Below are 23,406 nucleotides of genomic sequence, written 5' to 3'. Positions count from 1 at the left end.
GCATGCTGAACTGGATGGTATGGACCACGCCGGTGGCGGTGTTCTTCGCGCTGGTGGTGCTGATGCTGATCGGGATGACCGTCTGGGAAGTGCGCTCGCCCACGGTGGAGCGCAAGGGTTTCCTGCCGATTGCCACTACGCGCGGCGATCGACTGTTCATCGGCCTGATGATCGCCGCGTGGATCAACCTGGCATGGGTGGGTCTTGGCGAAAAGATGCAGGGATGGTTCGGGCTGGCAGAGGCACCGTCGGTCTGGATCAGCGCGGGCATCTCGGCCGTGGTGCTGTTGCTGGTGATGCGCAAGGGGTAACAGCACGTCACCACAAGAAAGGAATTCGCTGTCATGGGCTGCGAGATCTTTATCCCCTCCCCGGGGCCGCAACCCAGTTACAGATCCGGGGAGGGGTTGCTGAGGAGACACACTGATGAAGAAGCACGTGAAGTTGGGGATGTCGGCCCTGGCCTTTGCGGCAGCGCTGACATGCGGCCACGCTGCGTTTGCCGATGAGGCTGCGGCGAAGAAGTGGATCGACAACGAGTTCCAGCCTTCGTCACTCGCCAAGGACAAGCAGCAGGCGGAAATGAAGTGGTTCATCGACGCGGCGGCCAAGCTCAAGGCCAAGGGCGTCACGCAGATCAGCGTGGTCTCGGAGACGATCACGACGCACGAGTACGAATCGAAAACACTTGCCAAGGCGTTCGAGGAAATCACGGGCATCCAGGTCAAGCACGACCTGATCCAGGAAGGCGACGTGGTGGAGAAACTCCAGACGTCGATGCAGTCGGGCAAGTCCATCTACGACGGCTGGATCTCGGACTCCGACCTGATCGGCACGCACTATCGGTACGGCGCCATCCTGCCGCTGACCGACTACATGAACGGCGCTGGCAAGGAATTCACCAATCCCGGCATCGACGTCAAGGACTTCATCGGCACCAAGTTCACCACGGCGCCGGACGGCAAGCTGTACCAGTTGCCCGACCAGCAGTTCGCCAACCTGTACTGGTTCCGTGCGGACTGGTTCGCGCGCAAGGACCTGCAGGACAAGTTCAAGGCCAAGTACGGCTATGACCTGGGCGTGCCGACGAACTGGTCTGCGTACGAGGACATCGCCAACTTCTTCACCAACGATGTGAAGGAGCTCGACGGCAAGAAGGTCTTCGGCCATATGGACTATGGCAAGAAGGACCCCTCGCTGGGCTGGCGCTTTACCGATGCATGGCTGTCGATGGCGGGCGCCGCCGACAAAGGCCTGCCGAACGGCATGCCGGTGGACGAATGGGGCATCCGCGTGGCCGACGACAAGTGCACGCCCGTCGGTGCATCGGTCTCGCGTGGCGGTGCCACCAACAGTCCGGCAGCGGTCTATGCACTGACCAAGTACATCGACTGGATGAAGAAGTACGCCCCGCCGCAGGCCATGGGCATGACGTTCTCAGAAGCCGGTCCCGTCCCCGCGCAGGGTCAGGTCGCGCAGCAGATATTCTGGTACACGGCGTTCACGGCCGACATGACCAAGAAGGGCCTGCCGGTGGTCAATGCCGATGGCTCGCCGAAGTGGCGCATGGCGCCGTCGCCGTATGGCCCGTACTGGAAGCAGGGCATGCAGAACGGTTATCAGGACGTGGGCTCGTGGACGTTCTTCAAGAACACCGATCCGAATCGTCTGGCCGCAGCGTGGCTCTACGCGCAGTTCGTGACGTCGAAGACCGTGTCGCTGAAGAAATCGCTGACCGGTCTGACCTTCATCCGCGACAGCGATATCAACCACGAGTACCTGACCAAGAACGCGGCCAAGTACGGCGGGCTGGTGGAGTTCTATCGCAGCCCGGCGCGCGTGGCCTGGACGCCTACCGGCAACAACGTGCCCGACTATCCGAAGCTCGCCCAGCTCTGGTGGAAGAACGTGGCCACGGCGGTCACGGGCGAAAAGACCCCGCAGGCGGCAATGGATAACCTTGCCGAGGAAATGGACCAGGTGATGGCCCGCCTGCAGCGCGCGGGCATGGCACAGTGCGCGCCGAAGCTCAACCCGAAGGGTGACCCGAACAAGTGGTTGTCATCGGAACACGCCCCGTGGAAGAAGCTCGACAACGAGAAGCCGAAGGGCGAGACCATCGCCTATGACAAGCTTCTGCAGGCTTGGAAGGAAGGGAAGGTGCGCTAGGAAGTTTCTGATTTTTCAGATAGGTAGTGCGGACGGCGGCGCCCATGGCGTCGCCGTTTTTTTGCGCTGACAATTTTTGCGCGAATTACATCGCGACTTCGGTTTGATCAAGCGGCGGACGCAAAGGTGATCGACATCGACGCGGTGCACCGCAGCGTCGTTGGACACCGGCAACAAAGCGGCCTTTGTTGGCCTGACGTTGACCTGACGCAGCCTGGGGCTTCCCGACCCCGGGCTATAAACGCGAACTATTCGCATTGACCTGAAGGCGGTGCACGCGCTGGTGCGTGCGTCGACCTCCGGGCGTCTTTCACAACTTTCGGGAGTTTCAATGTCTTCGCACCGTCCATCTCGCGGACGCGCCGTTCGCGCGTCCGGCCTGTCTGCCGTCCTGTCGCCCGTCGCTGCCGCCGTACTGGGGATGACGATTTCGCTTTCCGCCCATGCGCAGACCAACACCCACACGCTGCCGACGACAACCGTCGTCGGCGAGCGGACCGGCGAGGCGGAAAAAGTCGAGCAGGTCAGCAGCGGCGCGCTCGGCGAGCGCAAGGCCGTGGACACGCCATTCTCGGTCAATGCCGTGTCGAGCGACGAGATCCAGCAACGCATGGCGCAGACCGCCAACGACGTGTTCAAATTCGACCCCGCCGTGCAGGTTCTCAGCGACAACGCACGCAACGAGAACGCGTATTTCGCCGTGCGCGGCATGCGCGTGGACATGCTCGACGGCACCAAGGTCAACGGCCAGAACTTCATGAGCTGGGACTCGGATGTCCCGCTGGAGCCGTTCGAACGAGTGGAACTGCTCAAAGGGCTGACCGGCTTCATGTACGGCTTCGGCTCGCCGGGCGGCATCATCAACTACGTGACGAAGGCGCCCACCGACAAGCCGCTGCGCGAGGTAACACTGGGTTACCAGATCAACAGCGTCTGGAGCGAGAAGCTCGATGTCGGTGGCCGCTTCGGCAATGACGGCCGCTTTGGCTACCGCATCAACGCCGTGAACGAGGACGGCAACACCAACGAACCCAATGTCCACGTACGCCGCCAGACGTTCTCGCTGGCCACCGATTTCCGCATCACGCCAGATCTGACGTGGAACGCGGATGTCATGTACTGGAAGCGCAAGTCGCAAGGCACGCTGTTCGCCATGGCCTTCGGCCCGGACAAGATTCCCGCTGCGCGCAGTGTGGCGCGCAACCTGGCGCAGCCGTGGTCGTCGCACGAAACCGATACGTTGACCGTGGGCACCGGCCTGGACTACCGCATCAATAGCAACTGGAAAACGAGCTTCAAATATCGCTTCGCACGCCAGAACCGCCTGAACGCGGACAGCTTCCTGTGGGTGACGGACGACGCGGGCAATTTCGCAGACACCAACTACCGCTGGAAGACCGCGTACTACTATCAGGCGTACGACGCCATGGTGCAGGGTAAATTCCAGACCGGCAGGCTGAAGCACGACATCGTGGCCGGCATGGGCTACCAGTCGCAGGTGCAGGAACTCGATAGCGGCCCCGGCAGTCGTGGCGTCTTCATGGGCATGAACAACCTGTTCAATCCGGTGCTGCTGCCCGAGCAGCCTGGCGTCGGCAAGGACTACAGCCCGTATCGCGATTACAAGATCCAGCAGAAGTCCGTGTACCTGAGCGATACCATGCAGATTACGCCACGCCTGTCGGTGCTGGCGGGCGTGCGCTACAACATGTTCTCGCAGGACAAGTACAACCCGCAGGCGATACAGACATCCCGCTACAGCGCAAATCCGTTCACGCCGACGGCGGCGGTGATGTTCAAGACCGACCACTTCTCGACGGCCTATGCCAGCTACGTGGAATCGCTGGAGCCGGGCGGCTCGGCAGGCCAGACCACGCTGAACGCCGGCGAGACCTTCGGACCGCTCAAGAGCCGCCAGTACGAACTGGGCTTCAAGACCGAGCGCAACAAGTGGGGCGCCAATGTTGCACTGTTTCGCGTGGAAAAAGGCTATGCGTACACGAACCTCTCGAACTATTTCGTGCAGGACGGCAAGCAGCAATTCACCGGCCTGGATACCAGCGGCTTCTGGCGCGTGACCCGCGACCTGCGCCTGACAGGCGGCGTGCTGTGGCTTAACACCAAGACAAGGGACGTGGACGACCCGAAGGTCAACGGCAACCGCGTGTTCGCCACACCGAACTACATCGTCACGGGCCGTGTGGAGTACGACACCCCGGTCCTGCCGGGGCTGACGCTGTGGACCGGCGCCAAGGTGACCGGCGCAATGTTCGTGAACTCGGCCAACACCAAGCAGATCCCGTCGTACACCACGGCAGACCTGGGCGCGCGCTACACGACACGCGCGGCCGGCAAGGAACTAACCGTGCGCGCCACACTGAACAACGTGTTCAACCGCCGCTACTGGACCACCACCTACGACGGCTTTGTGCTGCCGGCATCGACGCGTACGTTCATGATGAATGCGTCGATGCGGTTCTGATTGGTATCGGATACCGGGTCAGTTCTGGACCTCGGCGGCGATCAGCGCCGAGGTCTCTACGGCGTGGATGCTCCCCGCATGACACGCCTTGCCATGCCGCTTGGCTTCGTAGAGCGCCATGTCCGCCCGCATGAACAGTTCGCTGACCGAGGTGCCTTGGTCGGGGCGGTGCATGGCGCTGCCGACGCTGGCCGTGGAGACCAGGCGGCGGCCGTCGATCTCGAACGGGCGCAGCGCCGCGTGCACCACCGTATGGGCGATGCGCTCCACGGTGTTCTGGCTGTGTACGTTATCGAGGATGATCGCGAACTCGTCGCCGCCGATGCGCGCCACGGCGTCGCCAGTGCGCACGCAAGCGCGAAGACGTTCGGCGAATGCAATCAGCAACTGGTCGCCGATGGGGTGACCATGGGTGTCGTTGACGGCCTTGAAGTCGTCGAGGTCCACCAGTAGCAGGGCGGCGCGGTGGCCATTGGCGTCGGCGCGCGCCATCATCTCCTGGAGGCGGCGGTCGAAGCCCTTGCGGTTCAGCAAGCCAGTCAGGTGATCGGACAAGGTCTGGGCTTCGAGCGAGCGCAGCTTCTGCCGTTCGCCCGTGACGTTGCGCGAGAACATGTGCAGGCCAGCGAGGGTCGCCGTTGCGTCCTGCGCATCGTTCCAGGCGGGCTGGAACGTGACTTCCCACGCCGTGCCATCGGTGGCTTCGCGCGTGAAGGTGACCGGGTCCCCGGCGCGCGCCTGTTCGAGGAATGGCTGGTAGGCCACGTATTCGGCCGTGCCCCAGAGTTCGCGCAGCGACAGCCCCGCGATCTGCGCGGCGGGTAGCCCGAAGTGCAGCGCGAAAGCCTGATTCACGAAGACGAAGCGTTCGCTGGCGTCAATGAACGCGACAAAGTCCGGCACGTGGTTGGCGATCGCCTCCAGCCGTTTCTCGCTGGCAGCGGCGCTGTCCTTGGCGGCTTTCAGCGCGGCTTCGCGCTCGGACAGTTGCGACATGACCTCCGAGAATGCGCCGGCCAGTTCGCCGATCTCGTCATCGCGCTCCACTGGCAGATCGGCCACGGCCGCAGGCTGTTCGCACAGGCGGCGCACGGTGCGGTGCAGGTGTTCGAGCGGGGCCAGCAGCCGCCGGATCATCAGCCACATCAGCAGCGCCGCGATGCCGAGCGATGCCAGGGCAACAGCAATCGCGCGATGCCTGACTTCGAACAGCGGCGAGTAGGCTTCGGCGGCCGGAAGCACCGAGATGATTTCCCAGCCGTTCGATTCCAGCAGGCGGCGTGCCACGACGGGTTGGACCGGTGACAGGACTTCCCAGCGCGACTCGGGCTGCTCGGCGCCGCACGCTTCACCGATGGCCAGCGCAGGCTTCAGCACCCGGGAGGTATCCGGATGCATGGCATATCTTGGATTCGGGCCTGCCGAGACCAGACAGTAATAGCCGGTAACGCCCACGCGATGTTGGGCGAGTTCACGCAGGAAGTTGTCGGCGGACAGGTTCAGCACACCGCCGACCACGCCACGCAGTGCGCCTTTCGCATCGCGCAGCGGGACGGCCAGGATCACGCCCGGCGAACTGGTGTGCTTGCCTTGCAGCAGATCCGACACCGCGAAATCGGCGCCGCGCACAATGTTCTGGAAATAGTCGCGCTCCCAGACGGATACCTTCTTGTCCAGGGGGACGGCCGTGCTGAAGACCACATTCCCATCAGGCCGGACGAGGAAGACGGCGTTGAAATGCTCGGGCATGTCCACCGTATCGGTAGCCAGACGGAGCAACTGGGCGGGGGACTGGTCAAGCGAAGGCGATAGCGTCCGTGCGAGCCGGCGGAGCACCACGGCGCGCGATTCGAGCTTCTCGTCGAGTTGGTCGGCAATGAGCCTGACCAGTGTGTCCTGCTGCGCCTGAACCACCTCGTTCAGCCGCGTGTAAGCGTAGTACTGGGAAAACCCCGAGCGCGCCACGAATACGAGCGTGACGACCGCTGCGGCGGCGATTGCCATCCTGTACTTCAATGAGTGCCGCATGGAACGCATCTTGAATTTATGCGCACTGACCCGTTTCTCGGTTGCCTTTGGGCTTTGTGCAACGACCCTGCCCATCTGTTCGAACCTCTACGGCAGCCGGGTGGAAGCGTAGCAGAACTGCAACTTATTGAGCGGCGTCAACGAGTCATTCGCGTGCGGCTCACCACATGGGGTGACGCATGCGGCGCGTCGTTGCAGCAATGCGACACCCGTCTGAAACAGGTGTTCATGGGCAAGCAGTCAGGGTCTCTGCCAGCCAGTCGATCACGGGACGGAATCGTGACGCGCCCCGAAACTCGACGGGGTAGGCCAGCCAGATCTCGCGGATCACTTCCGGCACAGGGCGCACACACCAGAGCCCCGGTTCCTTGTCGCCCAGATAGTGAGGGAGCAGGGCGACGCCAAGGCCGGCGCGCACGCCCTCGCGCACGGCAAAGAAGCTGTTGGACTGGAAGGCGAGGCGCCGCGCCTGCGCCTGTGGCCATTCCACTTCGGGTAGCGCGAAACCTTCATCGAGCAGGCCGCAGATGGGTGTATCGCGCGACTCGGCCACGGCGGTGGACATGCCCGAGGGCGCGTAGAGCCCAAAATGCATCGTGCCGGCGCGCTGCGCGACGATGGTGTCTTCCTGCGGACGCGCAAGCCGCACGGCAATGTGCGCGCGGCGCTTGGCAAGACTTGTCACCCGGTTGTCCACTTCCAGCCGGACCTCCAGCTCGGGATTCGACGCATAGAGCGCCGGCAGCCGGGGCGTCAGGACCATGCTGCCCAGCGATGCAGTGGAGGCAATGCGCACCACGCCCGACACGCCGGTACCTACCCCTTCGATTTCGCGGATCAGCCGGTCGGCCGATTCTTCCATCTGTCGGGCGGCAATCAGTGCATTGCGGCCTGCGGCGGTGAGCACGAAGCTGCCGTCGGCGCGAGTCGCCACGGGTTTGCCAAGCGCGGTCTCCAGCCGCCGGATGCGCCGGATGGCCGTGGCATGGGTGATATCGAGTTCGCGGGCGCAGGCGGAATAGCTGCCGGCTCGCATCAGGGTGGACAGCGTTAGCAGGTCGTCCCAGGCAATTGTGCTTTTTTGCACGGTAAGTGTGAGTCTGTGGGGAATTGGCGCACAGGTTAGCGCGCTCTACGATGCCTGCATAGTCACCGCACACTACCTCGGAAACCCACCATGACCGCTGCCGCACCCTTCACGTTGCTCGACGCCGCTGGCGCCAGCCGCAAGCCATCCGCCTGGTCCGAGGCGGTGCTGGTCCTGGTAGACCATCAGCGCGAGTACGTGGATGGCAAGCTGCCGTTGACGGGCATGCCTGAGGCTGTGGCCGAATGTGGCGCGCTGCTTGCCCTGGCGCGGCAGCACGGCACCCCGGTCATCCATGTGGTGCATCACGGCAAGGCCGGCGGGGCGTTCGATCCGGATAGCATCCACGCGCAGATCATCGACGGTCTGGAACCTGCCGAGGGCGAGCAGACGCTGGTCAAGAGCCTGCCGAACAGCTTTGCCGGTACGGATCTCGCGGCGCGGCTGCAGGCGATTGGACGCCGGGAACTGATCGTGGCTGGCTTCCAGACGCATATGTGCATCAGCGCGACGGTGCGCTCGGCGCTCGACCATGGCTATCGCGTGACGTTGGTCGCATCCGGCTGTGCCACGCGCGATCTGCCGGACCCGCTCGGCGGTGATCCGCTATCGGCGGCCGATCTGCATCGCTACACGCTCGCCGCGCTCAACGACCGCTTTGCGACGGTGGTGCAGGATGCGTCGGTGTGGTCGAAGTAGCACGGGTCAATCAGGGCGCCGATACATCTTCGCAGTTTCTTTGGATTCGCCGGGTCGGGCATACTAGCGCCTTCGAAAAACCCGGCCGCTGGATGGCCGGGTTTGCATACAACTAGAAACGCCGGCCCTTTCATGAAGCGCATTCTTCTCATCAAGATCACCTCGCTGGGCGACATGGTCCACACCCTGCCGCTGCTGCACGACCTGCGCCGTGCCTATCCCGAGGCAAAGATCGACTGGGCGGTTGACGCCTCATGTGCCGATATTCCGCGCTGGGCTATCGGTGTAGATCGCGTCATCGCGCCGCCGCTGCGGCAGTTCAACAAGAACGGCCGCAAATGGAAAGACCTGCGCGGCATCCTCTCCGCAGTGCGCGAACTTCGTCGCGAACGCTATGACGTAGCAATCGACGTCCACGGCGTGATGAAGAGTGCGATTGTTGCGCGCCTGGCCCGCACGCCGCGCCGCCTCGGTTATGCGGCGGAATACCTCGGCGAGTCGAAAGCCGTGTTTGCCTACACACAGATCTACGGGCCGCACGGCGACGCCAACTGCCGCCAGAAGATGCGGATGGTGGTGGCCAATGCGCTGGGATACGAGATCGAGCCGCAAGAGACGCCCGAACTCAATGTGCCTGCACCCGCCGTGCCGCTTCATACGGACGGTGTGCCGCGCGCCACGCTGTTCCATGCCACGTCGCTCGACATCAAGAAATGGCCGCAGGCCAACTGGGTAGAGATTGGCCACGTGCTGGCGCGGCGCGGCTATCGCGTGGAACTGCCGTGGGGTTCGCCCAAGGAGCAGGCCGAAGCGCAGGCGCTGGCCGCCGCGATTCCGAATGCGGAAGTGCTGCCGCGCATGTCGATCACCGAGTGCGCGCAGCGCGTGGATGCCTCGTCGCTCGTCGTCGGCATGGACACCGGCTTCGTGCATCTGGCCGATGCATTGGGCAAGCCTACCGTGATGCTGTTCACCGCGACATCGCGTCCGCACTTCGGCGTGGATCGCCCGGGCCATGCCGTGTCTGTGGGCGACAACGGCAAGCCGCCTTCGGTTGATGAAGTGCTGGCTGCGATCGACAGCGTGACGCTGGCATCAGTGAACAAAGCCGCCCTGCACGAAGCGAACGGGCTCGGCATCCATTCGCAGCAGCAGGGCGGTTAGTCCATCCGGTTGCGACGTCTTCCGCGCCATCTGCGTGATTTGCGCGACCTGTCCTGCGGTGCAGAGCAGGTCGTCCTCACCCCATTCGTTTTGCTTTCCTGATCCGCCTGAACTTCGCGCGCGCAACCAGCCGTTGCGATCCGCAAGAAAAGCCGTGCCCGCCAGTGTCGATGTATCGACACCCGCCAACTGGGCAAACACCTGCCAAGCATTGCGCGATGAAGCCACGCAGCCCGCACGGAATGCCGGCACATCGACCAGCGGCTGCCCATCACGCGTCACCAGCAGCGTGACAAAGCGCGGGTCTTCCAGCGGCAGCGTGGATGCCGCGCCATCGAATGCCACCACGCGCACGCGTTGCTGGCCGCGCCAGTCCGCAAGCGAGCGGGGCGGCGCTCCCGTGCATTGAATGGATACATTCGGGAGCTGCAGTGGAATCGGCCAGTTGCCTTGCATCGCTGCGCCAGTGCCGGCAGCCAATGTCTTCAGGTAGTCGATAACGGCCCAGGTCTGCGTGTCATCGATATCGTTGCCGAAGGCGGGCATGGTCATGCGGCCCCGCGCGTCGCGCATGCCAGCCACGATATGCCAGAACAGTTCTCCTTCGGCGCGACGACCCAACAGCGGACTCGCAAAGGTCGGTGGCCAGGTGGATAAGCGCGCCGACTGCGTCCCTTCGCCGCGACCATCGTCGCCATGACATGCCACGCAGTGCGTCGCGTAGATGCGCGCGCCCGTGGCAATTGCATCGACGGAGAACTGGGTCGGGCTGCGATGGAAGCTCGTCGGCGCAGCGGCTGTCAGCAGCAGCGCAGGCGAAGGCCACGGCGCGATCACCAGTGCCAATGCACCTGCGCCGAGACAGGCCAGCCGACGACGACGCCATAGCAGCGCCAGCACCACGCAAAGCAGTGCGAAGGCCACCGCGAGCAGACTCCACGCCAGTTGCCGCGCAAGACCGAGATCGATCAGCAGTGTTTCGCCAGCAATGCGTCGCGCCCACGGCCATGCGGGCTGGCCATGCACTTCATCGGTGAGTCCAAGCCCGTGCCACAGCTGCAACAGACCCGACTGGGCGTGCTGCAACAGCGTCAGTAGTGCGTTGAGCCACGCTTGCGGAGGTGGCGCGCTCATGGCTCACCCACTCGCGGGAGAGGGGAGTCGTCCAAAGGCGTTCCATTGACTCGTGGTTGTCGCCCCTCTCCCGCTGTGCGGGAGAGGGGCGGGGGAGAGGGCAGGAGGGTGTGCTTGCCGACCAGATCGCAATGTTCAGTCACGCGCGGAACAACCGGCTTACCAGCTTGCATCGAGACCCAGATGGCGCAGCGCCTCGTGGCGTAGTTCGGTCAGGCGCGGATCGCCACGGTGGCGCGGGTAGGGTAAATCCACCTTGATCTCGGCGGTGATGCGCGCGGGGCGTTGGCTGAACACGATGACGCGTTGCGCCAGGAACAGCGCTTCTTCCACGTCGTGCGTGACGAGCAGCGCCGAGAAACCGGCGCGCTGCCAGAGATCCACAAGGTCACTCTGCATGGCGAGCCGCGTCAACGAATCGAGCTTGCCGAGCGGTTCGTCGAGCACCAGCAGGCGCGGATCATTGACGAGCGCACGCGCCAGCGCCACGCGCTGCGCCATGCCGCCCGAGAGCTGATGCGGAAACGCTTGCGCGAATCCTTCCAAGCCCACGCGTCGCAGTGCGGCATCCACACGATGGCCTTCGCGGCGCAACAGTCCGCGCGCTTGCAGACCCAGTGCGACGTTGTCGCGCACGCGTCGCCACGGGTAGAGCGTTGGGTCCTGGAACACGACGATGCGCGAGGGGTCGGGCCGATCGATCGGCACATCGTCCTGACGGATCTGCCCTGACAGTGGCGTCTCCAGCCCCGCCACGAGTCGCAGCAGCGTGGACTTGCCGCAGCCGCTGGGACCGAGCAATGCCACGAATTCACCGGGTGCCACTTGCAGATTCACACTATCGAGCACGGGCAGTTGCGCATCGCCATCGCCAAATGCATGGCTCACTGACTGGATATCGATGCGTGCACCGGCCGAAGCATAGGTGTCTTGAACAACCGCTACCATTTGACGGTTCCTTTCTGCCACGACAGCGCGCGGTCGCGCACCGTGAACAGCAATGTGATGACGCCCGAGAACAGCAACGCCATGACGATCAGCGCCGCATACATGTTCACGTACGAGGCCCAGCCTTGCGCCCAGGTCAGATACCAGCCGAGGCCGGACTTCACGCCCATCATCTCGGCGGTGACGAGCACGGAGAACGATGCGCCCAATCCCATGAACAGGCCGACGAATACCTGCGGCAACGCGGCCGGAATCGCCACGCGCAGCACGAGGAACCATTCCGATGCACCCATCGTGCGCGCCACGTCGTAGTAGCTCTTGTTCACACCCGCCACGCCGGACCACGTCAGCACCGCAACGGGAAACGCCGTGGCCAGTGCGATCAGGAACACGGCCGCCGAATAGCTCGACGGGAAGAAGTAGAACGTGAGCGGCAACAGTGCGGTGGATGGCAACGGCCCCAGCACGCGCAGCACCGGATGCACCCAGTAACCGATGCGGCGCGACCAGCCGATCGACACGCCGATCAGAAAGCCGACCACACCGCCGTACGCCACACCGAGACCGAGCAGCTTGACCGTGTTGAGCACGCTGTCTCCCAGGCGTCGCCAGTCATCGACATAGACTTCGATCAATGCCTGCGGCGGCGCGAAGAACGGCGTGGGCAGCGACGCGGTCTTGGCCGTGAGGATTTCCCACGCGGCCAGGATCACAGGGAGCGCAATCAGCCACGGACCGGCCTTGCGCAAACTTTCGCGAAAGCGTTGCAGCGCAGGCACGTAGCCGCCGAAGAGCGCCACAGCAAGCAGCGCACCCGCGACGACGAGCACGGCAATGCCGAGTTCCTCGGTATAGGCCCAGTCCGTGAAGCCCGCCACCTTGTTGGGCCAGCGCCATGTGATGGCGCCGAACGCGGCCCATGCCATTGCAGCCACGATGCCGATGGGCCATGCACTGCCGGGCACGCGCCGCGTGGCGGCTGGCGTGCCTTGCAGCAAGGGCGTGTCGATGGTTTGCTGACTCGTCGTCATGAGCGTTACCCCGTCAGGCCAGTACGTTTGCATAGACATGTTGCGCCAGGCGCTTCACGTCCGTGGATTTCTTCAGCACGCCGATGCGCTGGAAATCGCCAGCGTAGAACGCGATTTCTTCCTGCAGGTCCACGCCGGTGGGATGGTGCGTATAGGTGAGCGTCGCATAGAGCTTGCGCAGATCCTCGACGCTGATCTTGGGCGAGTACTTGGCGAAGACCTTGGCAGCTTCGTTCGGATTCTCGTTGACGTAGTCCGTGGCCTGCACGATGGCGCGCGCCAGTGCGGCAGCAGTGGGGCGATCGTTGCGCACCAGTTCGCCGCGCGCACCCACCACGCAGCAGACCTTGCGCGCGTACTCGCCGGTCAGGTTCGTCGCGAGTTCGATATAGGCGCCGTTGGTGCGCTTCTCCAGCAGGTAGAGGTTTGGATCGCCATCGGCAATCGCCTGAATCTCGCCCTTGTCGACGGCCACGCCGAGCAGGTCGGCCGGGTACTGGCGCCAGGTGATGTCGCGATCCGGATCGATACCATTTTTCGCGAGCAGGATCGTGAAGAAGTGCTTGCCCGGTGCGGCGAGATCGCTCACGCCAACGGTCTTGCCCTTGAGCGACTGCAGGTTGGTCACACCCGCCGCCTTTGCGCCAACAAGCCGCACGCAACCGCCATGCGAGCTGCCGATGATCTTCACGTCGAAGCCCGCTTCGAGCGGCTTCAGCCAGCGGTGGATCATGCCCACTGCCGCATCGGCCTTGCCTGTTGCAATCGATTCGAGCAACTGGTCCGTGGAGCCGCTGTAGTTGATCAGGTCTACCTGTAGCCCATTCTTCTCGAAGAAGCCCTTCTCCTGCGCCACGACGATGGGTGTCAGGCAAAAGGAATTTTGGTTCCACGCGAACGTGACCTTGCGCGGCGCCGACCATGCCTGGCGGCCGAGGATCAGCGCTGGTGCGGCGATGGCGGCGCCGCCGGCTGCGCGCAGCAGTTGCCGGCGCCGTGCGTCGGGTGATGTCGATTGGCTCATGATTTCCCGCTCCCCGTTTTGTTGTGGGTGATGTTGGATGTGATCAGGCGGCGCGCTTGTTCGATGCCGCATCGCGCTGGGCCACCAGTTCGCGCACACGCGGAATGAGTTCGCGGCCATAGTCGATGGCGTCTTCGAGCGGATCGAAACCGCGAATCAGGAATGTGGTGACGCCCAGGTCGTAGTAAGCCAGCAGCGCATCGGCTACCTGCTCGGGCGTGCCAACGAGACCCGTGGAATTCGAACGTCCGCCGGTCTCACGCGCGATGGCCGTCCACAAGCGTTGATCGACGCGGTCGCCTTGTTCTGCCGCCGCGAGAAGCCGGCGTGCACCTTCGCTTTGTTGCGGACCTCCTCGGCTGTATCCGGCCTGCACACGCAGCGCTCGCGTGCGTTCGAGGATGCTGTCGGCGCGCTGCCATGCCTTGTCCTCGGTCTCGGCGAGCACTGGACGGAACGACACCGAGAAGCGCACCTCGCGGCCATGCTTCGCGGCTTGGGCACGCACGCGTGTCGTGAGATCGCGCACCTGGTCGAGCGATTCGCCCCACAGCGCGTAGACATCGGCATGTTTGCCAGCCACCTGCAGTGCAGCTTCCGAGGCGCCACCAAAATAGATCGGCACGTGCGGACGCTGAGCGGGCTTCACTTCAGAGAACCCGCGCTCGAATCGGTAGAACTCGCCCGCGTGATCGAACGGCTGCGGCTCGGTCCAGATGCGACGCAGGATGCCGAGATACTCGTCAGTGCGTGCATACCGCTGATCGTGATCGAGATAGTCACCATCGCGTTTCTGCTCGTCGTCCGAACCACCCGAGATGAAGTGCACGCCGAGCCGGCCACCGCTGAACTGATCGAGCGTGGCGATCTGCCGTGCAGCCAGCGTGGGCGATGTGAAGCCGGGCCGATGGGCCAGCATGAAGTGGATGCGCTCGGTGACAGCGGCGGCGTACGCAATCGTCAACGTGGCCGATGGGCCGGTGGAGTGGTGCGGCACCAGCACGCGATCGAAGCCGGCCTGCTCGTGTGCCTGCGCAAAGGCACGCACGTAATCCCGATCGACCACGGGCCCGGTGGGCGAATGGATCTCGGATTGCTTCTGGCTTTGGATCATCCCGATGAAGTCGACGCTCATGCCCTTTCTCCTGGTGCGTGAAATGGGAAGAACGTACGCCTGCGGGCCGTGCGCCCGAACGAATAAAAACGCCGGTCCTTATTCGATAAAAACCGTCGCTCGATATGCGATATGCGTCGTTTTCCGGGGCGAGGGGCGGCGGTACGCTATGTGGCGATTGATCTGCTCCCCCAAGGAACTCCATGTCTGCGTCATCCCTGCACCGCCTGCCGACGCCCGCCGCGCGGCTGGACGATGTGCTGGCCGAACTGGCCGCTCGCTTTGCCTCCACTGCTTCGGCCCACGATGCCGATGGCAGCTTTCCGCACGACAACTTTGCGCTGCTGCACCAATATGGCCTGATCGCCCATACCGTGCCGCTGGCCCATGGCGGCGCTGGTGCGGGACTGGCCGAGGCGCGACGCATCATCGCCGCCGTAGCTGGCGGCGACCCCGCCACGGCGCTGGTCCTGACGATGACTTACCTGCAGCACCGCTCCATCGGCCGTGCCGATTCGCGCTGGCCGGAAGCCGTGCGCCAGCAAGTGCTGCGCAGCGCCGTGGAGGAGGGCGCGCTGATCAACTCGCTGCGGGTAGAACCCGAACTGGGATCGCCGTCGCGCGGTGGATTGCCGGGCACCGTTGCCACGCGCGTGGGCGATCGCTGGCGACTGAGCGGCCACAAGCTCTACACCACCGGCATTCCGGCGCTGCGCTGGCTGGCCGTATGGGCGCGTACGCACGAACCGGAGCCACGCATTGGCATGTTTCTTGTGCCGAAGCCCGACGCCGAGACGCCCGGTATTCGCGTGATCGAAAGCTGGAACCATCTTGGCTTGCGTGCCTCGGGCAGCCACGAGACGGTGCTCGAAGACGTATGGATTCCGTTCGAGAACGCCGTGGATATCCGCGCGCCGGAGGCGTGGGCACCAGCAGGGGCGAGCCAGGCCGATATCGACGCAAATACTGACCAGCAGGCATGGATGGTGACGTTGCTCGGCAGCCTCTACGACGCCGTGGCACGCGCAGGCTTCGACTGGATTCGCCAGTTCGTGCAGGAACGCGCACCGGGCAGCCTCGGCAAACCGCTGGCCACGCTGCCGCGCGTGCAGGAATCGATTGGCGAGATGGCCGCGCTGCTGCGCGCCAACGCGGTGTTGCTCGACGATGCTGCGACGCGTACCGATGACGGCACACCGCCCTCGGTCAGCGACGGTGGCCTGCTCAAGTTCACCGTGACATCAAATGCGATCCGGGTGCTGGAACTGGCGCTGCAACTCTCGGGCAATCATGGCCTGAGCCGCAACAATCCGCTGGAGCGGCACTATCGCGATGTGCTCTGCAGTCGCATCCATACCCCGCAGAACGACGCCATCCTGACCGCCGCCGGCCGCACGGCGCTGGGCTTGTGAGGACATCCGCAAGGCAACAACGGGCGCGCCTTCGTGCTAAGGTTGTGGGCGATTCGTCCACAGATGGCGAACGTGCTCCGGAGACAAGACATGGCTGAGACATTGCTCACTGCGCAGACATCGACACTGACGCCGCTGCGCGACTTCATTACCGGCTTGTCGGCGCTGCTCGACCAGCAGCCCGACGAGGCGCGCATCCTCGACGAAGGCGGCCAACTGCTCGCGCGCCTGGTGGCCCGCGACGACTGGCTACCTGATGCCTATGCGCAACCCCATCCCGAGTACTACCAACAGGTGCTGCTGCACTGCGATTCGGCCGAGCGATTCTCGATCGTTAGTTTCGTCTGGGGACCGGGGCAGCGCACGCCAATCCACGATCACACGGTATGGGGCCTGATCGGCATGCTGCGCGGTGCCGAGTATTCGCAGCCGTATGCAATCGATGCCGAGGGCGTGCCACGTCCGCATGGCGACGCCGTTCGGCTGGAGCCCGGTCACGTGGAAGCGGTATCGCCAACCGTAGGTGACATCCATCGCGTCCACAACGCGTTCGACGACCGCGTATCGATCAGCATCCATGTGTACGGCGCCAACATCGGCGCGGTGCGCCGCCATGTCTATCCGGAATCGGGCGGCACCAAGCACTTCATCTCCGGTTATTCCAACTCCACCCTGCCCAATCCGTGGGACCGCTCCAAGGACCCCATCGCGTCATGACTGCCACTACCCAAACGTTTCCGACCACGACCAGCCTCGCGGTGCGTCAGGCATTGCTCGACCGCACCGAGATCGCGCTGATCGACGTGCGCGAGGAAGACCCGTTCGCGCAGGAGCATCCGCTCTGGGCTGCGAACTTCCCGCTGTCGAAGATTGAATTGGAAGCCTGGACACGTATTCCGCGCCGCGACACCCGCATCGTGATCTACGGCGAGCGTGATGGCGAGGATCTCGCACCGCATGCGGCATTGAAGCTGCGCGAACTCGGCTACACGGATGTGTCCCTGCTCGATGGTGGGTTGGCTGCATGGATTGCCGCGGGCGGCGAAGTATTCCGTGACGTGAACGTGCCCAGCAAGTCGTTCGGGGAACTGGTGGAGGCCAGGCGCCATACGCCATCGCTGTCCGCGCAGGAAGTGCAGGCGCTGATCGACAGCAAGGCTGACGTGGTGATCGTCGATGCGCGACGCTTCGACGAGTACCAGACGATGAACATTCCCACATCCACAAGCGTGCCGGGCGCGGAACTGGTGCTGCGCATCCGCGAACTCGCACCGGACCCAAAGACCAAGGTGGTGGTGAACTGCGCAGGCCGCACGCGCAGCATCATCGGTTCGCAATCGCTGGTCAACGCGGGCATTCCGAATCCGGTGGCTGCGCTGCGCAACGGCACTATCGGCTGGAAGCTGGCGGGACAGAAGCTCTCGCATGGCGCCAGCCGCCGCGCACCCGTGGAGATCGATCCCGCGAACCGCGCACAGGCACGCGAAGGTGCACGCGCGATTGCCAGCCGTGCTGGCGTGCGACGCATCGCATTCGATGCACTGTCATCGCTGGATTCACCGGAGCGCACCGTCTATCGCTTTGATGTGCGGACACCCGAGGAATATGCGGACGGCCACCTGCCAGGCTTCACCAGCGCACCGGGCGGCCAGCTCGTGCAGGAAACCGATCACCAGGCACCCGTGCGCGGCGCACGTATTGTGCTGGCCGATGATGATGGTGTGCGCGCAGACATGAGCGCATCGTGGCTCGCGCAGATGGGCTGGGAAGTCTATGTCGTGGAGCCGGTCGATGATGCGCGACGCAGCGAGCGCGGTGTACCTGCCGCCCAGCGTCCGGCTGCACCCGAGGTCGCAACCATCGCCCCCGCCACGCTGGCCGGCTGGCTCCGCGAAGGCGACGTGGCCGTGATCGATGTTACGGCTAGCGCCAACTACGTGAAGCGCCATATCCCCGGCGCATGGTTCGCCATCCGCGCCCAGCTGAAGCAGGCACTGCAGGCGATTCCGCCCGCACGACGCTATGTGCTGACATGCGGCTCCAGCCTGCTCGCGCGCTTCGCTGCCATCGACCTGCAACGACTCACATCGTCAGAAGTCTTCGTACTTGAAGGCGGCACCGCAGCGTGGGCCGACGCGGGCTATCCGGTGGAGCAGGGTGAAACCAACCTCTCCGTTCCCCGCACAGACCGCTACCGCCGTCCGTACGAAGGCACGGATAACGCAGCGGCCGCCATGCAGGCGTACCTCGACTGGGAATTCGGATTGGTCGCCCAGCTTGATCGGGACAAGACGCACTTCTTCGAAGTGGTCTGACGCCGAACGTGATGCAATGAATGAAGGCGTCCCGTGCAATGCGGGACGCTTTGGCACAGCTGCCACAGAAATATGGCAGTTGGACACACAAGTTTACTTGGCCCCTGTGGTGTATTCGATGCAGCATTGATGCATCGAAAAAAACACGGCGCCGCCGCTCGATACGGATGGCTAGCGCCGGTAACTCAGGGTCAATGAATGAACTTCGTCCAGATACCGGCATGGAATGACATGCTGGTGCTTCCGCCTGTGAATGATGGCAACGCTGCAAGTGCGGATCGGTCGCCGTACGAGGTGTCGCTTCTCTCGTTTGTACGCCGGTTCGCAACCACGCCAGCGCGTTGCACAATTCTGCGGGGGCTGCTTGAGTTCAGGCAGTCGATACACGAGGCCGGTATTACCGCGGGTTTTCAGTGGGTGGACGGAAGCTTTGTGGAAGACGTCGAGGCGCGCTATGGCCGAGGGCCAAGAGATCTCGATGTGGTGACGTTTGTTTTGAGCCACGAATCTGGCGACCCGCAACAGATACCTCCCAACTTGTTAGACCTTGAACGACTGAAGTCCAGTTTCGCCGTGGACAACTATTGGGTGCAATCCCGCAACGAACGCGCCTTGGTAAAGGCGACCACGTATTGGTACAGCATGTGGTCGCATCGCCGTGATCGGCAATGGAAAGGTTACGTACAACTGGACCTCGATGCGGAATTCGATAGCGCTTCTATGACCGAACTGAGAAAAGTCGAGACTCGCTTGCGCGAGTCGACCTGCGACGATGTGTCCAATCACCATGAGGAATCGCAATGATCGACGAACGAATCTGGTGGCTTGCCGATGAGCGAGCCGTCCTGAACCTGATCGACGACTGGCCCGAGGATAGTCCTACGCGCATTAGTTTCGAGTACAGACTGCGCGTGATTCGCGGCAAGCTCGCTGAGATCGACGCTCGCAGTAACTCACAGATCCCGAGTCCGCGGAATGATCACGGCCTGCCCGTGTAGCACCCCATCGGTATCGATCATCTGCCACAGCGTTGCCTCTTCGATCATGAAGCGGCTGCCGTCCTTGGTGATCCGCACGCCTTGATAGCCTGCTTCATAACCAAGCCGTTGCACACGCTCAAGAAAGCGCTGCCGTTCCTCGCGATTGGGCGCCTCGGCGGATAGTCGCGAAGGCAGACGCGTGATCTCGTCCCAGTCGTAGCCAAAGCGACGCTGCGCCGCCTTGTTGCCATAGACAAAGACCGGGTCCGGCGCAGTGTTGTGAGCGAGGATCGCGAACGGTGCCTCTTCGTAAAGCCACGCCGCAGCTTCGTTGGTCGGAAGAGGGTGAGGCACTAGCCGTTTGCCAAGCAGGCGTTGATAGCTGCCGGCAAGCAGTTCGTAGAAAGCGGGGTCGTGGTGAAGCGGAAGCAAGGGAAAACCTCGGGTTGGAGAGCGCGTGGATTGAGATCGTAAATCGACGACGCGGTTCCTGGAGGTCAGGGAAAGGTATGAGGCGGATGTCTCATGCGATCCGCCCAAAAAACAAAAAACCCGGAGAGCTCGTCAGCTTCCGGGTTCTCGGCAACGTAAGGCGTTGCTCACCAGATATTCTGGTGGGTGGTACAGGGATTGAACCTGTGACCCCTGCCGTGTGAAGGCAGTGCTCTACCGCTGAGCTAACCACCCCTTTCTGCTTCGTCACCGTTGTTGCTGGTGTCGTGCAGCGGAGAAACGAGATTATGCCGATGGGCCTGTATCTTGTAAAGCCCTTTTTTGGACTTTCTTCGAGAAATTGGCTCGGCCTTACTGAACCGTCGCGCCGGTGGGGACTTCGGAAGGGATTTCGATCTTCCATACGGTCTTGCCGCCGCTGGCCTTGTCGAGGTCCTTGAGGACGCTGGCGTGGGCCGAAACCTCCGCTTCGTTGGCAAGCAGCACGGGCAGCGTAAGGACGGACAGGTCAGCCGTGGTGCGGGTTTCGCCCTGGGCGGCGCTGGTGTCCAGCGCATCGATGACCAGCGAGTTCTGGCCGCGCGTCATGGCCAGGTAGACCTCGGCCAGAATTTCGGCATCGAGCAGTGCGCCGTGCAGCGTGCGGTGCCCGTTGCTGACGCCGAGACGGTCGCAGAGGGCGTCGAGCGAGTTTCGCTTGCCGGGAAACATGGTGCGGGCTTCACGCAGCGTGTCGATCACGTTGCCGGCGTGCGAGCGGAACGACGGTAGTCCTTCGCGCTGGAACTCCATGTCCAGGAAACCCAGGTCGAACGACGCGTTGTGAATGATCAGCTCCGCGTCCTGTACGTATTCGCGAATCTGGTGAACGACTTCCGAGAACTTCGGCTTGTCGGCCAGAAAGGCGGCGGTGATGCCGTGGATGGCCACAGCTTCCTCGGGCACATCGCGCTCCGGGTTGACGTAGAAGTGCAGGTGGCGGCCGGTCAGGCGGCGGTTCACCATTTCCACGCAGCCAATTTCGATCAGGCGATCGCCGGTGGCTGGGTTCAGGCCGGTGGTTTCGGTGTCGAGAACGATCTGTCGCATGGGGCGGGATTGTAAACGGTCGGCAGGGGAGGCGAAAATTCAGGCGCGTCGCGGCGGGGCTTCCCGTCGCTCGGTGCGCTCAGGCGTTCAGCGATTCCACACCGCGATTGGCCAGGCGGTCGGCGCGTTCGTTGCCGGGGTGACCGTTGTGGCCGCGCACCCAGTGCCATGAGATGGTGTGTGGCTGGCGGACCTCGTCAAGGATCTGCCAGAGGTCAGCGTTCTTGACCGGTTTCTTGTCGGCCGTCTTCCAGCCGCGCGCCTTCCAGCCAGTGATCCACTCGCTGATGCCCTTCTGCACGTACTGGGAATCCGTATAGATATTGACGATGCACGGCCGCTTGAGCGCGCGCAAGGCCTCGATCACGGCCATCAACTCCATGCGGTTGTTAGTGGTGGGGCTCTCGCCGCCGAACAGTTCCTTCTCGTGTTCGCCGGAGACAAGCACGGCGCCCCAGCCGCCCGGGCCAGGGTTGCCCTTGCAGGCGCCGTCGGAGTAGATCGTAATTTCTTGCATTGCTGAATGTTGGAGCCTGACTGGAACCTAGATACTCGAGTCAGGCGTGGTTGTCCGGGTCTTGCCGTGTGTGCCGGTGGGGGTTGCCACGGGAGCCGCCACTGGCTTGAGGGCGGGTTTGGCGGTTTTCCAGCTTGGGCCTACGAGTCGGATGTTCTTGACGCGCTTGACGGCCGAAATCATGTAGACAGAGCCGAAGATCGGCCACCAGCGGTCACCGGCCTTTTCCATGAACGCGGCGCGTTGCAGCCAGCGGTCGGTCCGGTAGGGCGGGCAGTAGCAGCCGAAGCTGCCGCCGTCGATCTCGAAGCCCAGCAGCTTGAGCCAGTCCTTGATACGGACGAAACCGGTGGTTTGCGCATCGCTGGGCAGGAACGGCGTGGCGCCTAGCCGGTTCAGGCCCTGCCGGGCGCCCCACAGGCTCATGGGGTTGAAGCACGTGACGATCACCCGGCCTTCGGGCATCAGCACCCGAGAGACCTCGCGCAGGACTTCGTGCGGGTCCTCCGAGAATTCAAGCACGTGCGGCAGCGTCAGCAGGTCGATACTCTGCGTTTCGAATGGCAACTCGTCGAACCGGCACAGCAGTTGCCGTGCATCCGGGTGGGTCTGGCGCGGCCCGTGGGGTCCCGCCCGGCCGTCGAGCGCAAGTGCCGAAAACGGCATGCGATTCTCGCGCAAGGTGTCGATATGGGGCAGGCCCAACTGCACGGCGTGGTATCCGAAGATGTCCGCGACCGTCCGGTCGTATTGCTGCGCCTCCCACCGGAGCATGTATTGCCCGGGCGGTGAAGCGAGCCATTCTTCCCAATCTATAATCGCTCGGTTGGACATAGGAGCACACATGTTGAAAGTGGAGCCGATCCCCGCATTCCAGGACAACTATATCTGGGCCATCCATGACGGGCATAGTGCCGCGGTCGTGGACCCGGGCGAGGCCGCGCCCGTCCTGCGCTTTCTGGCACAACACGGTCTGGCACTGGGCGCTATTGTAATCACGCATCACCATGGAGATCATCAGGGCGGCGTGGCCGACCTGCTGGAAGCACATCCTGCAGGTCCGGATGGTGCGCCGGTTCCGGTCATCGGACCCGCCGGCGAGCGCATTGGCCACCGTACCCAGGCCGTCCGCGAAGGCGACTTCGTGACGCTGCGGCATCCGGCGGCCACCTTCCGCGTGCTGGACGTGCCGGGGCACACCGCCGGCCATGTCGCCTACACGGCGGATGCGGCCGGGTTGCCCGGCGCCGGGCCGGCGGTCTTCTGCGGCGATACGCTGTTCGCCAGCGGCTGCGGGCGACTGTTCGAAGGCACACCGGCGCAGATGCTGACTTCGCTGGACAAGCTCGCCGCGCTGCCCGCCGAGACCAAGGTCTACTGCGCTCATGAATACACGCGCAGCAACGTGCGCTTTGCCCAGGCCGTGGAGCCAGACAATGCCGACCTGGCCGCATGGTCGGCGCGCGTCGACGCGCTGCGTCAGGCCGACATTCCCACGGTGCCCACCACGGTTGGCCAGGAGCGGGCCGTCAATCCGTTCCTGCGCTCCCGCGACGCCGCCGTCCGACGCGCCGTGGCTGGGCAGGGCGGCGATGTCAGCAACGATGCCGCGGCATTTGGGGCGCTGCGTGGATGGAAGGACAACTTCCGCTAGGCATGTTCGCCTTCCGTCCTGCGGACGAGGGCCGCACCAAATTGCATCTTGGGGAAAATCTCATTGACGCCAACTCGGCTTTTCCATAGGATCAGCCCACATTTTT

The 23,406-nt window shown here is 63.6% G+C and carries 21 protein-coding genes and 1 tRNA gene; 10 read left to right on the top strand and 12 right to left on the bottom strand.

The window, feature by feature from the left end:
* Positions 1 to 2 precede the first annotated feature (2 nt).
* From GA566_RS10310 to GA566_RS10300, 3 genes are all read left to right on the top strand, one after another.
* Positions 3 to 311, top strand: coding sequence for a DUF2160 domain-containing protein (locus tag GA566_RS10310; protein ID WP_137924244.1), 309 nt, complete (start codon positions 3 to 5; stop codon positions 309 to 311).
* A 127-nt stretch (positions 312 to 438) separates the two neighbouring features.
* The gene (locus GA566_RS10305) at positions 439 to 2,169 is read left to right on the top strand and encodes an ABC transporter substrate-binding protein (RefSeq protein WP_160473273.1); all 1,731 of its coding nucleotides are present in this window, start codon (positions 439 to 441) and stop codon (positions 2,167 to 2,169) included.
* 331 nt (positions 2,170 to 2,500) lie between these two features.
* Complete coding sequence (locus tag GA566_RS10300) at positions 2,501 to 4,651, top strand: TonB-dependent siderophore receptor (RefSeq protein WP_160472689.1); 2,151 nt, start codon at positions 2,501 to 2,503, stop codon at positions 4,649 to 4,651.
* Between the two features lie 18 nt (positions 4,652 to 4,669).
* Here the strand turns inward: GA566_RS10300 and GA566_RS10295 are convergent, their stop codons facing one another.
* Both GA566_RS10295 and GA566_RS10290 read right to left on the bottom strand, forming a co-directional pair.
* Positions 4,670 to 6,655: a diguanylate cyclase domain-containing protein gene (locus tag GA566_RS10295; RefSeq protein WP_137924242.1), complete on the bottom strand. Its 1,986-nt coding sequence runs from the start codon at positions 6,653 to 6,655 to the stop codon at positions 4,670 to 4,672.
* A 250-nt stretch (positions 6,656 to 6,905) separates the two neighbouring features.
* Positions 6,906 to 7,766, bottom strand: a complete 861-nt coding sequence (locus GA566_RS10290; protein ID WP_137924241.1) for a LysR family transcriptional regulator — start codon at positions 7,764 to 7,766, stop codon at positions 6,906 to 6,908.
* A 90-nt stretch (positions 7,767 to 7,856) separates the two neighbouring features.
* On the opposite strand from GA566_RS10290, the gene GA566_RS10285 reads away from it, so the two are divergent.
* Positions 7,857 to 8,465, top strand: a complete 609-nt coding sequence (locus GA566_RS10285; RefSeq protein ID WP_160472688.1) for a cysteine hydrolase family protein — start codon at positions 7,857 to 7,859, stop codon at positions 8,463 to 8,465.
* A gap of 132 nt (positions 8,466 to 8,597) precedes the next feature.
* Positions 8,598 to 9,629 (top strand): lipopolysaccharide heptosyltransferase I, encoded by a 1,032-nt coding sequence (gene waaC / locus GA566_RS10280; protein ID WP_137924239.1) that lies wholly within the window; start codon positions 8,598 to 8,600, stop codon positions 9,627 to 9,629.
* Here waaC and GA566_RS10275 read toward each other — a convergent pair.
* From GA566_RS10275 to GA566_RS10255, 5 genes are all read right to left on the bottom strand, one after another.
* Entirely contained in the window at positions 9,561 to 10,763 is a 1,203-nt protein-coding gene (locus tag GA566_RS10275) for a cytochrome c (protein ID WP_160472687.1), read from the bottom strand. The two genes, waaC and GA566_RS10275, sit on opposite strands and share 69 nt — an antisense overlap.
* 159 nt (positions 10,764 to 10,922) lie before the next feature.
* Positions 10,923 to 11,711 (bottom strand): ABC transporter ATP-binding protein, encoded by a 789-nt coding sequence (locus GA566_RS10270; protein WP_160472686.1) that lies wholly within the window; start codon positions 11,709 to 11,711, stop codon positions 10,923 to 10,925.
* Complete coding sequence (locus tag GA566_RS10265) at positions 11,705 to 12,742, bottom strand: ABC transporter permease (protein WP_137924236.1); 1,038 nt, start codon at positions 12,740 to 12,742, stop codon at positions 11,705 to 11,707. The genes GA566_RS10270 and GA566_RS10265 overlap by 7 nt, the downstream gene beginning before the upstream one ends.
* Before the next feature lie 13 nt (positions 12,743 to 12,755).
* Positions 12,756 to 13,766 (bottom strand): ABC transporter substrate-binding protein, encoded by a 1,011-nt coding sequence (locus GA566_RS10260; protein ID WP_137924235.1) that lies wholly within the window; start codon positions 13,764 to 13,766, stop codon positions 12,756 to 12,758.
* Positions 13,767 to 13,809: 43 nt separating this feature from the next.
* Positions 13,810 to 14,901, bottom strand: coding sequence for an LLM class flavin-dependent oxidoreductase (locus GA566_RS10255; RefSeq protein WP_160472685.1), 1,092 nt, complete (start codon positions 14,899 to 14,901; stop codon positions 13,810 to 13,812).
* A 182-nt stretch (positions 14,902 to 15,083) separates the two neighbouring features.
* Here GA566_RS10255 and GA566_RS10250 point away from each other — a divergent pair, with 182 nt between their 5' ends.
* From GA566_RS10250 to GA566_RS10235, 4 genes are all read left to right on the top strand, one after another.
* A complete protein-coding gene (locus GA566_RS10250) occupies positions 15,084 to 16,292 on the top strand; it encodes an acyl-CoA dehydrogenase family protein (RefSeq protein WP_160472684.1) in 1,209 nt (402 codons plus the stop codon).
* Between the two features lie 90 nt (positions 16,293 to 16,382).
* Positions 16,383 to 17,009, top strand: coding sequence for a cysteine dioxygenase (locus tag GA566_RS10245; RefSeq protein ID WP_137924232.1), 627 nt, complete (start codon positions 16,383 to 16,385; stop codon positions 17,007 to 17,009).
* Positions 17,006 to 18,607, top strand: coding sequence for a rhodanese-related sulfurtransferase (locus GA566_RS10240; protein WP_160472683.1), 1,602 nt, complete (start codon positions 17,006 to 17,008; stop codon positions 18,605 to 18,607). The genes GA566_RS10245 and GA566_RS10240 overlap by 4 nt, the downstream gene beginning before the upstream one ends.
* 198 nt (positions 18,608 to 18,805) lie before the next feature.
* On the top strand, positions 18,806 to 19,411 hold the full coding sequence (locus GA566_RS10235) for a hypothetical protein (RefSeq protein ID WP_160472682.1): 606 nt from the start codon (positions 18,806 to 18,808) through the stop codon (positions 19,409 to 19,411).
* A gap of 149 nt (positions 19,412 to 19,560) precedes the next feature.
* Here the strand turns inward: GA566_RS10235 and GA566_RS10230 are convergent, their stop codons facing one another.
* The 5 genes from GA566_RS10230 to GA566_RS10210 all read right to left on the bottom strand — a co-directional run bounded on the left by GA566_RS10230 (position 19,561) and on the right by GA566_RS10210 (position 22,480).
* Positions 19,561 to 20,019 carry an MEKHLA domain-containing protein gene (locus GA566_RS10230; RefSeq protein ID WP_137924230.1) on the bottom strand — a complete coding sequence of 153 codons (459 nt, stop codon included), beginning with the start codon at positions 20,017 to 20,019 and terminating at the stop codon, positions 19,561 to 19,563.
* 180 nt (positions 20,020 to 20,199) lie between these two features.
* Positions 20,200 to 20,274: transfer RNA gene (locus GA566_RS10225), tRNA-Val, on the bottom strand.
* Positions 20,275 to 20,391: 117 nt separating this feature from the next.
* Positions 20,392 to 21,129 (bottom strand): DNA polymerase III subunit epsilon, encoded by a 738-nt coding sequence (gene dnaQ / locus GA566_RS10220; RefSeq protein WP_137924229.1) that lies wholly within the window; start codon positions 21,127 to 21,129, stop codon positions 20,392 to 20,394.
* 79 nt (positions 21,130 to 21,208) lie between these two features.
* Positions 21,209 to 21,646, bottom strand: coding sequence for a ribonuclease HI (rnhA, locus tag GA566_RS10215; RefSeq protein ID WP_137924228.1), 438 nt, complete (start codon positions 21,644 to 21,646; stop codon positions 21,209 to 21,211).
* A gap of 27 nt (positions 21,647 to 21,673) precedes the next feature.
* Positions 21,674 to 22,480, bottom strand: a complete 807-nt coding sequence (locus GA566_RS10210; protein WP_137924227.1) for a class I SAM-dependent methyltransferase — start codon at positions 22,478 to 22,480, stop codon at positions 21,674 to 21,676.
* 10 nt (positions 22,481 to 22,490) lie between these two features.
* On the opposite strand from GA566_RS10210, the gene gloB reads away from it, so the two are divergent.
* Entirely contained in the window at positions 22,491 to 23,300 is an 810-nt protein-coding gene (gloB, locus tag GA566_RS10205) for a hydroxyacylglutathione hydrolase (protein ID WP_160472681.1), read from the top strand.
* Positions 23,301 to 23,406: the final 106 nt, after the last annotated feature.

The organism is Cupriavidus sp. SW-Y-13 (genome assembly GCF_009793345.1).
Taxonomy (GTDB): Bacteria; Pseudomonadota; Gammaproteobacteria; order Burkholderiales; family Burkholderiaceae; genus Cupriavidus.
Note: the sequence above shows the minus strand (reverse complement) of the source record. Positions and strands in the feature narration are given on the sequence as shown.

Coding starts and splice junctions, on each gene's coding strand:
- GA566_RS10310 (WP_137924244.1), top strand. CDS start 3: ATGCTGAACTGGATGGTATGGACCACGCCGGTGGCGGTGTTCTTCGCG.
- GA566_RS10300 (WP_160472689.1), top strand. CDS start 2,501: ATGTCTTCGCACCGTCCATCTCGCGGACGCGCCGTTCGCGCGTCCGGC.
- GA566_RS10295 (WP_137924242.1), bottom strand. CDS start 6,655: ATGGCAATCGCCGCCGCAGCGGTCGTCACGCTCGTATTCGTGGCGCGC.
- GA566_RS10285 (WP_160472688.1), top strand. CDS start 7,857: ATGACCGCTGCCGCACCCTTCACGTTGCTCGACGCCGCTGGCGCCAGC.
- waaC (WP_137924239.1), top strand. CDS start 8,598: ATGAAGCGCATTCTTCTCATCAAGATCACCTCGCTGGGCGACATGGTC.
- GA566_RS10275 (WP_160472687.1), bottom strand. CDS start 10,763: ATGAGCGCGCCACCTCCGCAAGCGTGGCTCAACGCACTACTGACGCTG.
- GA566_RS10270 (WP_160472686.1), bottom strand. CDS start 11,711: ATGGTAGCGGTTGTTCAAGACACCTATGCTTCGGCCGGTGCACGCATC.
- GA566_RS10265 (WP_137924236.1), bottom strand. CDS start 12,742: ATGACGACGAGTCAGCAAACCATCGACACGCCCTTGCTGCAAGGCACG.
- GA566_RS10260 (WP_137924235.1), bottom strand. CDS start 13,766: ATGAGCCAATCGACATCACCCGACGCACGGCGCCGGCAACTGCTGCGC.
- GA566_RS10255 (WP_160472685.1), bottom strand. CDS start 14,901: ATGAGCGTCGACTTCATCGGGATGATCCAAAGCCAGAAGCAATCCGAG.
- GA566_RS10250 (WP_160472684.1), top strand. CDS start 15,084: ATGTCTGCGTCATCCCTGCACCGCCTGCCGACGCCCGCCGCGCGGCTG.
- GA566_RS10245 (WP_137924232.1), top strand. CDS start 16,383: ATGGCTGAGACATTGCTCACTGCGCAGACATCGACACTGACGCCGCTG.
- GA566_RS10240 (WP_160472683.1), top strand. CDS start 17,006: ATGACTGCCACTACCCAAACGTTTCCGACCACGACCAGCCTCGCGGTG.
- GA566_RS10235 (WP_160472682.1), top strand. CDS start 18,806: ATGAACTTCGTCCAGATACCGGCATGGAATGACATGCTGGTGCTTCCG.
- dnaQ (WP_137924229.1), bottom strand. CDS start 21,129: ATGCGACAGATCGTTCTCGACACCGAAACCACCGGCCTGAACCCAGCC.
- rnhA (WP_137924228.1), bottom strand. CDS start 21,646: ATGCAAGAAATTACGATCTACTCCGACGGCGCCTGCAAGGGCAACCCT.
- GA566_RS10210 (WP_137924227.1), bottom strand. CDS start 22,480: ATGTCCAACCGAGCGATTATAGATTGGGAAGAATGGCTCGCTTCACCG.
- gloB (WP_160472681.1), top strand. CDS start 22,491: ATGTTGAAAGTGGAGCCGATCCCCGCATTCCAGGACAACTATATCTGG.